The sequence below is a fragment of the Amycolatopsis sp. NPDC114484 genome, from assembly GCF_055633755.1.
The window spans coordinates 102,366-115,268 of sequence record NZ_JBVKDQ010000012.1; the positions used below are offsets into that span (position 1 = coordinate 102,366).

At 70.6% G+C, this 12,903-nt stretch carries 12 protein-coding genes; 9 read left to right on the forward strand and 3 right to left on the reverse strand.

Annotated elements, in window-relative coordinates; genetic code table 11:
• Nucleotides 1-136 precede the first annotated feature (136 nt).
• From ACZ7SW_RS27405 to ACZ7SW_RS27420, 4 genes are read left to right on the forward strand one after another with little or no spacing between them, the layout of a single operon-like run.
• Complete coding sequence (locus ACZ7SW_RS27405; RefSeq protein ID WP_470233226.1) at nucleotides 137-1,111, forward strand: amino acid ABC transporter permease; 975 nt, start codon at nucleotides 137-139, stop codon at nucleotides 1,109-1,111.
• Complete coding sequence (locus ACZ7SW_RS27410; protein ID WP_470233227.1) at nucleotides 1,108-1,893, forward strand: amino acid ABC transporter ATP-binding protein; 786 nt, start codon at nucleotides 1,108-1,110, stop codon at nucleotides 1,891-1,893. The genes ACZ7SW_RS27405 and ACZ7SW_RS27410 overlap by 4 nt, the downstream gene beginning before the upstream one ends.
• Nucleotides 1,890-2,879: a transporter substrate-binding domain-containing protein gene (locus ACZ7SW_RS27415; protein WP_470233228.1), complete on the forward strand. Its 990-nt coding sequence runs from the start codon at nucleotides 1,890-1,892 to the stop codon at nucleotides 2,877-2,879. The genes ACZ7SW_RS27410 and ACZ7SW_RS27415 overlap by 4 nt, the downstream gene beginning before the upstream one ends.
• A 47-nt stretch (nucleotides 2,880-2,926) precedes the next feature.
• A complete protein-coding gene (locus ACZ7SW_RS27420) occupies nucleotides 2,927-3,319 on the forward strand; it encodes a VOC family protein (RefSeq protein WP_470233229.1) in 393 nt (130 codons plus the stop codon).
• Between the two features lies 1 nt (nucleotide 3,320).
• Here ACZ7SW_RS27420 and ACZ7SW_RS27425 read toward each other — a convergent pair whose 3' ends face one another.
• A complete protein-coding gene (locus ACZ7SW_RS27425; RefSeq protein ID WP_470233230.1) occupies nucleotides 3,321-4,016 on the reverse strand; it encodes a GNAT family N-acetyltransferase in 696 nt (231 codons plus the stop codon).
• On the reverse strand, nucleotides 4,013-5,362 hold the full coding sequence (locus ACZ7SW_RS27430) for an aminotransferase class I/II-fold pyridoxal phosphate-dependent enzyme (RefSeq protein WP_470233231.1): 1,350 nt from the start codon (nucleotides 5,360-5,362) through the stop codon (nucleotides 4,013-4,015). Before ACZ7SW_RS27430 ends, ACZ7SW_RS27425 begins: the two co-directional genes overlap by 4 nt.
• Nucleotides 5,363-5,550: 188 nt before the next feature.
• Between ACZ7SW_RS27430 and ACZ7SW_RS27435 the strand changes: the two genes are divergently transcribed.
• Genes ACZ7SW_RS27435 through ACZ7SW_RS27445 form a run of 3 tightly spaced genes read left to right on the forward strand, consistent with a single transcriptional unit; the run spans nucleotide 5,551 to nucleotide 9,518 of the window.
• Nucleotides 5,551-6,381 (forward strand): ABC transporter ATP-binding protein, encoded by an 831-nt coding sequence (locus ACZ7SW_RS27435; protein ID WP_470233232.1) that lies wholly within the window; start codon nucleotides 5,551-5,553, stop codon nucleotides 6,379-6,381.
• A gap of 28 nt (nucleotides 6,382-6,409) precedes the next feature.
• On the forward strand, nucleotides 6,410-7,420 hold the full coding sequence (locus ACZ7SW_RS27440) for an ABC transporter substrate-binding protein (protein WP_470233233.1): 1,011 nt from the start codon (nucleotides 6,410-6,412) through the stop codon (nucleotides 7,418-7,420).
• Between the two features lie 4 nt (nucleotides 7,421-7,424).
• The gene (locus ACZ7SW_RS27445; RefSeq protein ID WP_470233234.1) at nucleotides 7,425-9,518 is read left to right on the forward strand and encodes an iron ABC transporter permease; all 2,094 of its coding nucleotides are present in this window, start codon (nucleotides 7,425-7,427) and stop codon (nucleotides 9,516-9,518) included.
• Here ACZ7SW_RS27445 and ACZ7SW_RS27450 read toward each other — a convergent pair.
• Complete coding sequence (locus ACZ7SW_RS27450) at nucleotides 9,515-10,930, reverse strand: FAD-dependent monooxygenase (protein ID WP_470233235.1); 1,416 nt, start codon at nucleotides 10,928-10,930, stop codon at nucleotides 9,515-9,517. The genes ACZ7SW_RS27445 and ACZ7SW_RS27450 overlap by 4 nt on opposite strands.
• A gap of 59 nt (nucleotides 10,931-10,989) precedes the next feature.
• On the opposite strand from ACZ7SW_RS27450, the gene ACZ7SW_RS27455 reads away from it, so the two are divergent.
• Nucleotides 10,990-11,595, forward strand: a complete 606-nt coding sequence (locus ACZ7SW_RS27455; RefSeq protein WP_470233236.1) for a TetR/AcrR family transcriptional regulator C-terminal domain-containing protein — start codon at nucleotides 10,990-10,992, stop codon at nucleotides 11,593-11,595.
• A 95-nt stretch (nucleotides 11,596-11,690) separates the two neighbouring features.
• The gene (locus tag ACZ7SW_RS27460; protein ID WP_470233237.1) at nucleotides 11,691-12,893 is read left to right on the forward strand and encodes an FAD-dependent oxidoreductase; all 1,203 of its coding nucleotides are present in this window, start codon (nucleotides 11,691-11,693) and stop codon (nucleotides 12,891-12,893) included.
• Nucleotides 12,894-12,903 lie beyond the last annotated feature (10 nt).

A 12,903-nucleotide genomic window follows, 5' to 3' on the forward strand; every position in this document is an offset into this window, starting at 1 on the left:
CAGTAACAAAGCCGGTACAAAACCTCCCTCCGTACCACCGCGCTCACCATGTGGGAGTCCCAAGAGGACGCTCGACAGCCGGGAACCCCGCGGGTCACAGTGGCGATCGCCCTCTCCGCGATCCCCAGGAGCCACTGTGAGTTCTCCTCCGACGCTGCGCGCCGTGCCGGTGCCGTCCGCAGGTCCCGAACCGCCCGGTGAACCGCGGCTGCGCGAGCTGGCCGCGAAGAAAGTCGCCCCGTTGCGCCGTCCTGGCCGCTGGGTGGCCGCGGCGGTCGTGCTCGTGCTGCTCGCCCAATTGGCGCATGCCCTGATCACCAATCCGGTGTTCCAGTGGGACGTCTTCGGCTATTGGTTCTTCCGCCCGGTGATCCTCGACGGGTTGCTGCTCACCCTTGAGCTGACCGGCCTCGCCGCGGTGTTCGGGCTCGTCGGCGGGATCGTGCTCGCCTTGCTGCGGCTGTCGAAAAACCCGCTGCTCCAAGCGGTTTCGTGGGCGTACGTGTGGATCTTCCGCTCGATCCCGCTGATCGTGCTGCTGCTGTTCCTCGCCAACGTGACCGCGCTGTACAGCACGCTCAGCCTCGGAATCCCGTTCGGCCCGTCGTTTTTCAGCTTCAGCGCCACCGACGTGCTGAGTTTCTTCGTCGTCGCAGTGCTCGGCCTGAGCTTGAACGAAGCCGCGTACGCCGCGGAAATCGTGCGCGCTGGCGTGCTTTCGGTGGACCAGGGCCAGCTCGAAGCGGCGGCCGCGCTCGGGCTTCCGCGATCCCGGCAATACCGGCGGATCATCCTGCCGCAGGCCACCCGCGCGATCGTGCCCGCCTACGCGAACCAGCTGATCGGCCTGCTCAAAGGCACTTCGGTCGTCTACATCACGTCGCTGCTCGAACTGTTCGGCGTGGTCGAAACCCAGGCCAGCACCAACAGCGGACAGATCATTCCGCTGCTGCTCGTCGGCACGGTCTGGTACATCATCCTCACCAGCGTCCTGTCAGTGCTCCAGTATTACGTCGAGCGCTTCTTTTCCCGTGGCGCACTGCGCACCGTTCCGCCGACGCCGTTCCAGCGGTTCCGCGCCCGGTTGCGCACGCTGGGGGTGGCCCGATGAGCGCCGAGGTCCGCGTTCGCAGTGCGGTCAAGACATACGACGGAATCCGGGTGCTGGACGGAATCGACCTGACCGCGCCTGGCGGACAGGTGACTGTGGTGCTGGGGCCGTCCGGTTCCGGGAAATCGACTTTGCTGCGGACGATCAACCATCTGGAACGCCTTGACAGCGGCTACGTCAGCATCGACGGCGAACTCGTCGGCGTGCGCGTGCACGGCGACCGGTTCAAGGAGCTGAGCGAGCGCGCGATTCTTCGCCAGCGTTCCCGGATCGGTTTTGTATTCCAGAATTTCAACCTCTTCCCGCACCTCACGATCCTCGACAACATCGTGGAGGCGCCGATCGTCACGCAACGGCTGGCCCGCGGCGAAGCGGAGACGCGGGCGAAGGAATTGCTTGCCCGCGTGGGCCTTGAAGACAGGGCCGGGGCGTACCCGCGGCAACTGTCCGGAGGTCAGCAGCAGCGGGTCGCCATCGCGAGGGCGCTCGCGCTCGAACCGCGGCTGATCCTGCTCGACGAACCGACGTCCGCGCTCGACCCGGAACTGGTCGGCGAAGTGCTGGCAGTGATCCGGGAGCTGGCCCGCTCCGGCACGACGATGATCGTGGTGACGCACGAGATCGGCTTCGCCCGCGAGATCGCCGACCACGTCGTCTTCCTCGACGAAGGCCGCGTCATCGAAGAAGGACCGCCGTCGGCTGTCCTCGACCGCCCCAGCCACGACCGGACCCGAGCCTTCCTCGGGAAGGTCGCCCGCCTCGAAACCCCGGAGCACGCATGAAAACCCGCACGATCCTGCCCGTCCTCGCCGCGATCGCGCTGCTCGCCGGCGCGTGCGGCGGCAGCACCCAGGCGTCGACCAGCGCGAACGGCCCGCACACCGTTTCCGTCGCCGCGAACACCGCGGACGCGCACCCGGTTTCGCTGACCGTGCCCGTCGTCGCCGAGATCCGCGCGCAACTGCCGAAGAAGTTTCTCGACCGGGGCAAGCTGACGATCGGCGTCGGCGCGCTGCCGTCGGGATTCCCGCCGCTGGCCTACGTCGGCACCGACCAGCGCACCCTCACCGGAGCCGAACCCGACCTCGGCCGTCTCGTCGCCGCGGTGCTCGGGCTGGAGCCGGACGTGCAGAACGCGTCGTGGCAGAACCTGTTCGTACGCCTGCAAAGCGGCCAGTTCGACGCCGGGTTCTCGAACATCACGGTGACCGAACAGCGCAAACAGCAAGGCTTCGACTTCGCCGCCTACCGCGAGGACAACCTCGGTTTCGAGACGAACCGCGCGAACACGTGGGCCTTCGACGGGAATTACGAGAGCCTGGCAGGGAAGACCGTCGCCGTCGACAGCGGGACCAACCAGGAGAAAATCCTCCGGGAATGGCAGCGGAAGCTGACCGCCGAGGGCAAGAAACTCGACGTACGCAATTTCGCGGACAAGAACAGTACTTATCTGGCGCTGGCGTCCGGCCGGATCGACGCGTACTTCGCGCCGAACCCGGGCATCGCCTACCACGCCGCGCAGACCGCGAAGACTCCGAACCCGACCCGCGGCGCGGGCAAGTATTCCGGGGCCGGGGCCAGTTTGCAGGGGCTGATCGCCGCGACGACCAAAAAGGACAGTGGTCTCGTGAAGCCGGTGGCCGCCGCGATCGACTACCTGATCCAGCACGGCCAGTACGCCAAATGGCTCGCCGCGTACGGGTTGGAGAACGAAGCGGTGAAGAAGGCGGACGTCAATCCGCCGGGCCTGCCGTTGAGCGATTCCTGAACGCGTGGCAGGTCTCCGGCCCGCCGGAGACCTGCCAGACTGGGCAGATGATCGGACACTGGCTCGCCCTGGTCGTCGATTGCCCGGAGCCGCGGAACCTCGCTGCGTTCTACGAGGCCTTGCTGGACACGCACCGGGTCGAAGACGAGGAGGGCTGGGTGTCGATCGGCGCGGCGTCCGGCCGCGAACCGCGCATCGGTTTCCAGCAGGTCGCCGGCTATCTCCCTCCGGCCTGGCCGAACCCGCGCAACCCGCAGCAGATGCGCCTCGATGTCGAGGTGGCCGACCTCGACGAGGCGGAGCGCCAGATCATGGCGCTGGGCGCGCGGCCAGTGGACCGCGCGCCGTTGTTCCGCGTCTACGCGGACCCCGCCGGGCACCCGTTCTGTCTTGCCCTGCCCCAGCAAGGAGAGCACTACCGGACCGGGACCGGAAGCTGAGTCAAGCCGCCGCCCGCCAGTCCTCCGGAATGCGCACCCGGCCGAACGAATTCCTCCGCCGCAGCCGAAACCCCATCCCCTCGTACCGCCGGATCGCGTTCGCATTCGCCGCCGCCGCGTGCATGAACGGCGTCTCGCCCCGGTCCCGGATCCCGGCGGCCACCGCACGCACCAACCGCCCGGCGAGACCCCGATCGCGATAAGCCGGATCCGTGCACACCGCGCTGATCTCCGTCCACCCCGGCGGGTGCAGCCGCTCCCCCGCCATCGCGACGAGCGCGCCATGGTGCCGGATGCCGAGATACGTCCCGAGCAGAACAGTGCGCGGCAAGAACGGGCCGGGCTTCGTGCGGGCGACCAGATCGAGCATCTCCGGCACGTCCGCGATCGTCAGCCGGACCGCCTCCGGATCGGGCGCGGCATCGACCCCGGCGTCCACCAGCTGGACCCCGGCCATCTTCTCCAGCGGCTCCCAATCCGGCGGGGGCGGCCCCGCCTGGGCGAGAACCGGCACCACCGCACCCGGACCGGCGAGCGCGGCGATGTCGTCCCACACCCCTTCGGACGGCTCGTCGGGCACTGCCAGAAAGACCGAAACATCGACCGGGTAGCGCACGGCTTGCCCGACCCGCTCCGCGAACCCAGCGTGCGGACCAGTCAGCGACGCCCAAGCGGCGTTGTCCAAAACAGACATCAAGGCCGCCGAGCGGCCCGGGCGATCATCCGCGCCAGGTCGGCCACCAACGCCGGATCATCCGGCAACTGCCCGGTCGCTATCCGGATATGCGGGGTCCCCGGATTGCCCGCGCGAGTACCCGACCCGGCGGAAACCCCGTTAGCCGCCAGCGTCATCAACGTCCGCGACTCCTCCGGCACCGGCACCCACAACGTCAGCCCGTCCCGAGCCCGCACCGCAATCCCGTGCTCCCGCAACGCTTCCGTCAGCGCCGACCGCCGCTGCGCGTACCGGTGCCGGGCCCGGTTCAGCAGTTCCGCGCTGCCGGGGTCGGTCAGCAGAAAAGCCTGCGCGTCCTGAAGGATCCGGCTCGACCACACCGAACCCGGCCCGCGCTGCTGCCGCACCCGCTCCACCAGCACCGCCGAACCACCGATCACGCAACTGCGCAATTCAAGCCCGAACGCCGTGCAATACGACCGCACCAGCAATACCCGGCCGGGCAGGTGCGTGCCGAGGCTCAACGACGGGGCCGAAGCCAACGGCCCGAAATCGTCGTCCTCGATCACCGTGGTGTCCTCTTCGGACAGTACGGCGGCGAGTTCCGCGAGCCGGTCCGCCGGAACGGAATGCCCGAGCGGCGACTGCGCGCGCGGCTGGTAGACGAACGCGACCGGGCGGTGCTCCAGCGCCGCCGCCAGCGAGGACGGCAGCGGCCCGTTCTCGTCGCACCGCACCGGCACCACGTGAATCCGCGACCGGCGCAGCAATTCGCGCAGCCACGGCGTGGTCGGCGCTTCCAGCGCGAGCACGTCGCCCGGCCGCGCGACCGCCTGGCAGGCGAGCGCCATCCCGTCCTGCCCGCCGGCCGCGACCGTCCACGATTCGGCGGCGAACGGCCACGTCGGCTTCACCGCGGCGCGCAACTGCGGCGTGATCGAGTTCTTGACCGGACCGCCGAACCGTTCCGTGTGGACACCCGCCGCGACGGCGTCCTCCAGCGGCGGCAGCAGTCCCGGATCCGGCAGGCCGTGTTCCAGATCGACCGTCTGCCAGCCGGAAAACGCCCGCTCCGGCGGCGGGCTCGACGGCGGTTCCAGCACTATCGTGCCGCGCCGCCTGCCCGTGCCGATCAACCCGGCCGCGCGCAGCTGCGACCACGCCTCGGCGATCGTCGTGGGGCTCACCGAAAGCTCGGCGGCCAGCGCCCGCACGGTGGGCAGCCTCGTGCCGGGCGGCACCTCCCCTTCGCGGATCAGGCCGGACACCGTGCCGGCCACGCCCCGCGCCGTGCGCTCGCCGATGCGGGACCCGAGCCAGCCTGCCCCGACCGGCAGCGTCGTCGTCGCGAGTTCGCCCGTGGCCACGCACCGGCTCCCCTCGTCACCCGGAAATCCGAAAACCTCTGACCCGATCAGAAGCTAGAGCGGCGACGGCACGCGGCAAAGGCGTTTCACATCCTGGCGGGCCCGCCCGGTACAAAACGCCCGTGACGTCCGACACCGCCGCTGTGCCCGCTTTCGGAATTTCACTCGATCAGGTTAGGCTAACCTTCATGAGTCACTCCTGGCCGGAAGCACCGGCGCTCGCCGGCACCGGGCTCGCGCTCGGCTACGGCGCCGAGCCGGTGGTCCAGGACGCCGAGATCGTCCTGCGCGCGGGCGCGGTCACCGTCCTGGTCGGGCCCAACGGCTCCGGCAAGTCGACGCTCCTGCGCTCGCTCGCCCGGCTGCACCCGCTGACCGCGGGCGACGTCACCCTGGCCGGACAGGACGCGCTCGCCTTGTCCCCCAAGGAATTCGCCCGCCACGTCACGCTGCTGACCCAGTCGCGGCCCACGCCCGGCGGCGTGCGCGTGCGCGACGTCGTCTCCTACGGCCGTCACCCCTACCGCGGCCGCTTCGGCTCCGGCGACCCCGAGGGACCGGAGCTGGTCGAGCGCGCCATGCGGCACACCGGCGTCGACGGGATGGCCGAGCGCCCGGTGGACGAGCTGTCCGGCGGCGAACTGCAGCGTGTCTGGCTGGCCACCTGCTTCGCCCAGGACACCGGCGTCGTCCTGCTCGACGAGCCGACCACCTTCCTCGACCTGCGCTACCAGATCGAAACGCTGGACCTCGTCCGCGACCTCGCCGACGAGCACGGCGTCGCGGTCGGCGTCGTGCTGCACGACCTCGACCAGGCCGCCGCCGTCGCCGACGAGGTGGTGCTGCTGTGCCGCGGCTCCGTCCGCGCGACCGGCCGCCCGGCCGACGTGCTGAGCGCCGAACTGCTCAGCGACGTCTACGGCCTGCGCATCGACGTCCACGTCGACGACGAGGGGCACGTCCGCACGCGCCCGGTCGGACGGCACACCTCCCGGCCGCGCCCGGTCCGCTCAGCTTGACCCGTCCCCGAGTTCAAAGGAAAACCCCGTGTCCAGTGTGTTCTCCCGTCCTGCCCGCAGGACGGTCCTGACGACCGCGGCGGCCGTGCTCGCCACGGTCGCGCTCGCCGCGTGCGGCACCACCGAGGCCCCCGCCGCCGGGGACGCGCCCGCCGCCGCGAAGCCGTCCGGTCCGGTCCACCTGACCGACGAGCGCGGCAAGGTCGACCTGCCCGCGCCCGCCGCCAAGATCGTGTCGCTGGAATGGGGCCTCACCGAGAACCTGCTGGCGCTGGGCGTGAAGCCGATCGGCGCGGCGGACGTCAAGGGCTACAACACTTACGACAAGGTGATGCCGCTCGCGGCGTCCACTCCGGACGTCGGCACCCGCGGCGAGCCGAGCCTCGACGCGATCGCCGCGCTGCACCCGGATCTCGTGGTCACCACCACGGACCTGCCGGAGAACGTCATCGCGCAGCTCTCGAAGCAGGCGAAGGTGCTCACGCTGCGCGGTTCCGATTCGGCCGACCCGATCGGCTATCTGCGCAAGACCGTGACCACGCTGTCCGAGGCCACCGGGACGCAGGAGCAGGGCCGCAAGCTGCTCGCCGAATTCGACACCAAGGTCTCCGAGGGCAAGAAGAAGCTGGCCGACGCGGGCAAGTCCGGGGCCAAGTTCGTCATGACCGACGGCTACTCGACCTCCGGCACGGTCACCGTCCGGATGTACACGAAGGGCTCGTTCCTCGGCAGCGTCGCCGACCAGCTCGGCGCCTCGAACCAATGGACCGGCGAGGGCGACAAGGTCTACGGCCTCGCCCCCACCGACGTCGAGGGCCTGACCAAGATCACCGATCCGGCCACGTCCTTCGTCTACGCCGCCAACGCCGCCGAATCCGACGTCTTCACCCAGGACCTCGCGGGCAACGCGGTGTGGAAGCAGCTACCGTTCGTCAAGGCCGGGAAGCTGCACCGGATCCCGGACGGCATCTGGATGTTCGGCGGCCCCAAGTCGGCGATCGCCTACGTGGACGCGCTCACCGGCGCTCTGACGCGCTGATCCGATGACCGCACCAGCCCCCGCACCCGCCCGGCCGCGCGTACCGAGGCTCACGGCGTCCGTCGTCTTCCTCAGCGGAATCGTCGCGCTGCTCGTCCTGTCCGCCGTGCACCTGCTGCAAGGCACGTCGCACGTCGGGCTCGGCGAACTTCTGCGCGCAGTTTTCCCTGGCACGGACGACGACGCGCGCAGCCAGGCGGTGGCAGTGCTCGTGGCCAGCCGGCTCCCCCGGCTGGCCGCGGCGCTGCTGGTGGGGCTGGCGCTCGGATTCGCGGGCTGCGTACTGCAATCGGTGGCGCGGAACCCGCTCACCTCGCCGGACACGCTCGCGGTCAACGCCGGTGCTTATGTTTCGGTGGTCGGCGTCGCGGCTTTCGGGATCTCGCTTCCCTTCTATGTCAACGGAATCGTCGCTTTCATCGGCGGCCTCGCGGCTGCCGGGCTGGTACTGCTCGTCGCTCGCAGCAGCAGCGGCGGAGCGGCCCGGCTCGTGCTCGCCGGGTCCGCGATCGCACTGGCGCTGACCGCGCTCACGTCGGTGCTGCTGATGTTGTTCCAGGAGCGGACCGCGGGCCTGTACGGCTGGGGCAGCGGCACGACTGTCCAATCCGGACTGCGGCAGGTTTCCCTCGCCGCGCCGGTGATCGCGATCGGCGTCCTGGCCACGCTCCTGCTCGCGCACCGGCTCGACGTGCTCGGCCTCGGCGACGACCACGCGCGCGTGCTGGGCATCGACGTGCGCCGTACCCGCACTTTCGCCGTCGTCGTGGCGGTGCTGCTTTCGGCGGTCGCGGTGACCGTCGCCGGGCCGATCGGGTTCGTCGGCCTGTGCGCGCCGGTGATCGCCCGGCTGCTGGCGAACCGGGTGCCCGGGCTCGGCAAACATCCGCTGTTGCTGCCGCTCGCCGGGCTGACCGGGGCGCTGGTCGTCGTGGCCGCCGACGTCCTGCTGCGGGCACTCGTCCCGGCGGACAAAGCGGTTTCGGTGCCGACCGGTGTCGTGACGACCCTCGCCGGCGCGACCGTGCTCGTCTGGCTGGCACGACGGCAACCCTCCGGAACACCGTCCGCGCGCGGGACGCACGGCACCGTCCGCTCCCGCCGCTGGGTAGCCGGGACCGGCGTCGTGCTGGCGGTCGCGCTCGTCGGCGCGGTAATCGCCGCGCTCCTGCTGGGCGACCGGATCGTGCTGCTCGGCGACGTTCTGAACTGGCTGCGCGGGGTGTCCGGCACCGAGGTGTCCTTCGCGCTCGACCTGCGCTGGCCGCGGATGCTCGCCGCACTGCTCGGCGGGGCGGCGCTGGCCGTCGCGGGCTCGCTGGTGCAGGCGATCTGCCGCAACCCGCTGGCCGAACCGAGCCTGCTCGGCGTGACGCCCGGCGCGAGCGTCGGCGCGATCAGCGTCGTGCTTTTGGTGCCCGGCATCGGAATCTGGCCGACGATGGGCGCGGCGACCGTCGCCGCGTTCGCGACGTTCGCCCTCGTGCACTGGCTCGCCACCGGCCGCGGTTCGACCGGGCGGGGGCTGTCGTCGGACCGGCTGGTGCTGGTCGGCATCGGCGTCAGCGCGGGCGCGCAGGCGATCACGACGCTCGTCGTGGTGCTCACCTCGCCGTGGAACGCGCACCTCGCGCTCACTTGGCTCGCCGGGTCGACCTACGGCCGGGAGTTCAGCCAGGTCCTGCCGGTGCTGTTGTGCCTGGTCGTCGCACTGCCGATCGCCCTGTCCAGCGCGCGCACGCTCGACCTGGTCTCGCTCGGCGAGGACGTGCCGCGCGTGCTCGGCGTCCCGCTGGACCGGTCTCGCCTCGCGTTCGCCGCGCTCGCCGCGGTGCTCACCGCCGCAGCCGCGTGCGCTGTGGGCGCGCTGGGTTTCGTGGGCCTCGTCGCCCCGCACGCCGCGCGGGCGTTGGTGGGTTCCCAGCACTCGCGATCCCTGCCGGTGGCTGCCGCGCTCGGCGCGGTGCTGGTGTGCGTCGCGGACACGGTGGGACGCACGGTCCTCGCACCGACCCAGATCGCGGCAGGCCTGGTGACCGCGCTGATCGGGGCACCGTATTTCGGCTGGCTGCTGTGGCGGAGCCGCGCGAACGCCTAGCCGAACCAGGTGTCCAGCGCGATCTTCAACTCGGCTTCTCCCCCGGCCCAGGCGATGACCCCGTCCGGGCGCACCAGGAACGATTCGGTGTTCGTCACCGGCACCACCTCGACCCGCTTTGCCGCCAGCGCGGCGAGATCGCGGCTCTCCGGATCGAGCACCAGCACACCCCGTCCGGTGCGAGTGTGCTCCGACAGCTTCGCGCCCCGGCCGTCATCGTCCACAAAGGACCTTTCCGGACTGTGCAGCCCGACTGGTTCCTCAGCGGGGTAAGGGAATTCGTACCGCTCCGCCACCCCGGACAGCAGGTCCGAGAAGTACCGGTTCGCCTGCGGCAGATCCATCAGCTCGCCGACGATCTCCCGTAGCGCGTCGACGTGCGGCCCCGGCGCGAGCAACGCCGACTGCGCCCGCGTATTGCGCAACACCGCCGCGCCGACCGGGCCACGTTCGCGGAAGTAGCTGTCCAGCAACATATCCGGCATTTCCCCGCGCACGACCGCGGCCAGCTTCCAGCCGAGGTTCGCCGCGTCCAGCAGGCCGAGGTTGAGCCCTTGCCCGCCGCTCGGCGAGTGCACGTGCGCGGCGTCGCCCGCGAGCAGAACCCGGCCGCGCCGGTAGTCGTCGGCCTGGCGCGCCTGGTCGGCGAACCGGCGGGAATCGCGCACCTCCGTCACGGTGACGTCCTCGCCGGTCACCCGCCGGATCGCTGCCGCCAGCTCCGCCGGAGCGACCGGACCGTCGGGCTCGCCGTCGCGGGCGAATTCGGTGACGCCAGCCATGTTTCCGCCGTGCATGAACGTCCCGCCGGGGTACCGTCCGCCGGGCGGCACCGGCCCGTCGAACCGGACCTGGCCCGCGAGCGTCCGCAACAACGGCGGCGTGCCCGGGAAGCCGAACCCGGCGAGACTCCGGACCTTCCCCCGGCCGCCGTCGCAACCCACCAGGTAAGCCGCGGTGATCCGCTGTTCTCCCTGCGGTGTCTCGGCAATCGCCGTCACACCGTCTGCATCGGACTCGATCGCGGTCACCCGATGAGCCCGCCGCACGGGAACGCCGAGCGCGTCCGCGTGTCCGGCGAGCAGCCGTTCCAGCCCCGGCTGCCAGATGTGCGTGCGCGGGCGGTCCTCGTCCGGCAAGAGCTTGTGGATGTTCGCGAAGTGGCCGAGCGAACTGCCGTGGTCGCGGGCGAAATCACGCATCCCCTCCTCGTTCGCCGCCGCCAGCTGCGGCCCGAGACCGCGCCGGGCCAGCGCCTCCGTCGCGAGCACGCCGATGCCGCGCGCCTTCCGCTCCGGCGAGGGCTGCGCGAGCCGCTCCACCACCAGCGGCCGGACGCCGCCGAGCCGGAGTTCGGCGGCGAGGAACAGGCCGACCGGACCAGCTCCGACGACCAGTACGTCTGCGTCCATGACTCTCCTTAACTTGTTAAAGACTAGACTGCCCTGAACTAGTTAAGGAGGCAACCGCTTTGCCGATCGAGATCCCCGCCGCGGTCCGGACCGCACTCGCCCTTGTCGACGCCGACGGCCTCGACAAGCTGACCGTGCGCCGCCTCGCCACCGAACTCAACGTCAAGGCACCCGCGCTGTACTGGCATTTCAGCAGCAAACGGGCCCTGCTCGACCACCTCGCCGACGCCCTCGTCACCCCGGCCCTGGACAACCTTCCCCCGCTGGACACCCCATGGCTGCCGTGGCTGGAGCAGGCAGGCATCGCCCTGCACACCGCCCTCCTCGGCCATCGAGACGGCGCCCGCATCGCACTGGGCGCCGACCTCCGGATCGCCCGCTCGCTGGGCGAATTCGCCGAGCGAGCAGTGGACGTGCTGCACCGTGCCGGGTTCCCGCTGGCCGACGCGACCCGGTGCGCCGGGGTGTTCGTCCACTTCGTCCTCGGCCGCGCGGTCGAGGACCAGGCCTGGCCGGACGATCTGGACGCGACCATCGAGAGCATCCCGTTCCCGCTGATGGCGCGGGGAATGCGGGAGCGCCAGGCGGCCGGGAGCACCGTCGGGGACAGCTTCGAATACGCCCTCGGGATCGTGCTCGCCGGACTGGAGGCGAAACAGCCGTAGCAACGTGCAATGACTCACTAAGTTGTACGGTTGCACTTTTTGCATGGTTTCACTTATGCTCGGTGCAGACCACACCGGCACGAGAGGGGAAGACCATGGAAGAGACACCGCGCATCGCGATCGTCGGCGGCGGCCCGGGCGGGCTGCTCGCCGCGCACGTCCTGCACCGGCACGGCATCGCCGCGACCGTCTACGACGCCGACACCGCCGTGGATTCACGAGACCCCGGCGGCACGCTCGATCTGCACGCCGACAGCGGGCAGATCGCCCTGGAAGACGCCGGGCTGCTGCCCGCCTTCCACGCACTGGCCCGCGTCGAGGGCCAAGCCATGACCAGACGCGACCACCACGGCACCTTGCTGAAGGAGTTCACCCCCGCCGACGACGACACCGCCGCCCCGGAAATCGACCGCGGCCAGCTGCGCACCATGCTGTACGACCAGCTCGCGCCCGGCACCGTCCACTGGGGACACAAGCTCACCGATCTGACGACCGAAAACGGCGTCCACCGCTTGAATTTCGCCAATGGATCCACAGTGGACGCAGACGTCGTGATCGGCGCGGACGGCACCTGGTCGAAGGTGCGCCGCCGGCTCACCGACGTGATGCCGGACTACCTCGGAGTGTCCTTTCTGGACGTCCGGTTCGACGACGTCGAGACCCGGCACCCCGGTATCGCGGCCTTGGTCGGCAACGGGCAGCTGTTCACCGCCGACGGCGCTGGCCGGGCAGTGATCGTGCAGCGCAACAGCAACGGAGTGATTCGCGGTTACGTGGCCTTCCGGGCCGAAGAGGACTGGGCGACGCGGGAAGGCGTCGACCTTGCCGACCGCGCCTCAGTACAGGAGTTCCTGCTGCGCGAGTTCCGCGACTGGGGCGAGACAGTGCGTCCGCTGCTGACCGACAACGACGGCGACTACGTGGCGCGCGCGTTCACCGCGCTGCCCGCTCCCCTGACCTGGGAGCGCGTCCCGGGCATCACCGTGCTCGGGGACGCCGCGCACGCGATGGCCCCGTTCGGCGGGCACGGTGCGAACCTGGCACTGCTGGACGGCGCGGAATTGGCGCACGCGCTGCACGAGGAGCCGACCGTCGAAGCCGCGTTGACCCGCTACGAAACCGCGATGTTCGCCCGCACCGGACAGCTCGCCGCCGACGCGAACGAAGCACTGAGGGGTTTCTTCGCCGACCAACCGGACGACGGCCAGCACGACGTGCCGGACCGGGAAGAAGAACTCCGCGCCTACGAGGCCCGGGCCGCCGAATACCGCGCGTCCCGCACGCCCGCCGCCCGATAGGCGAACGCCG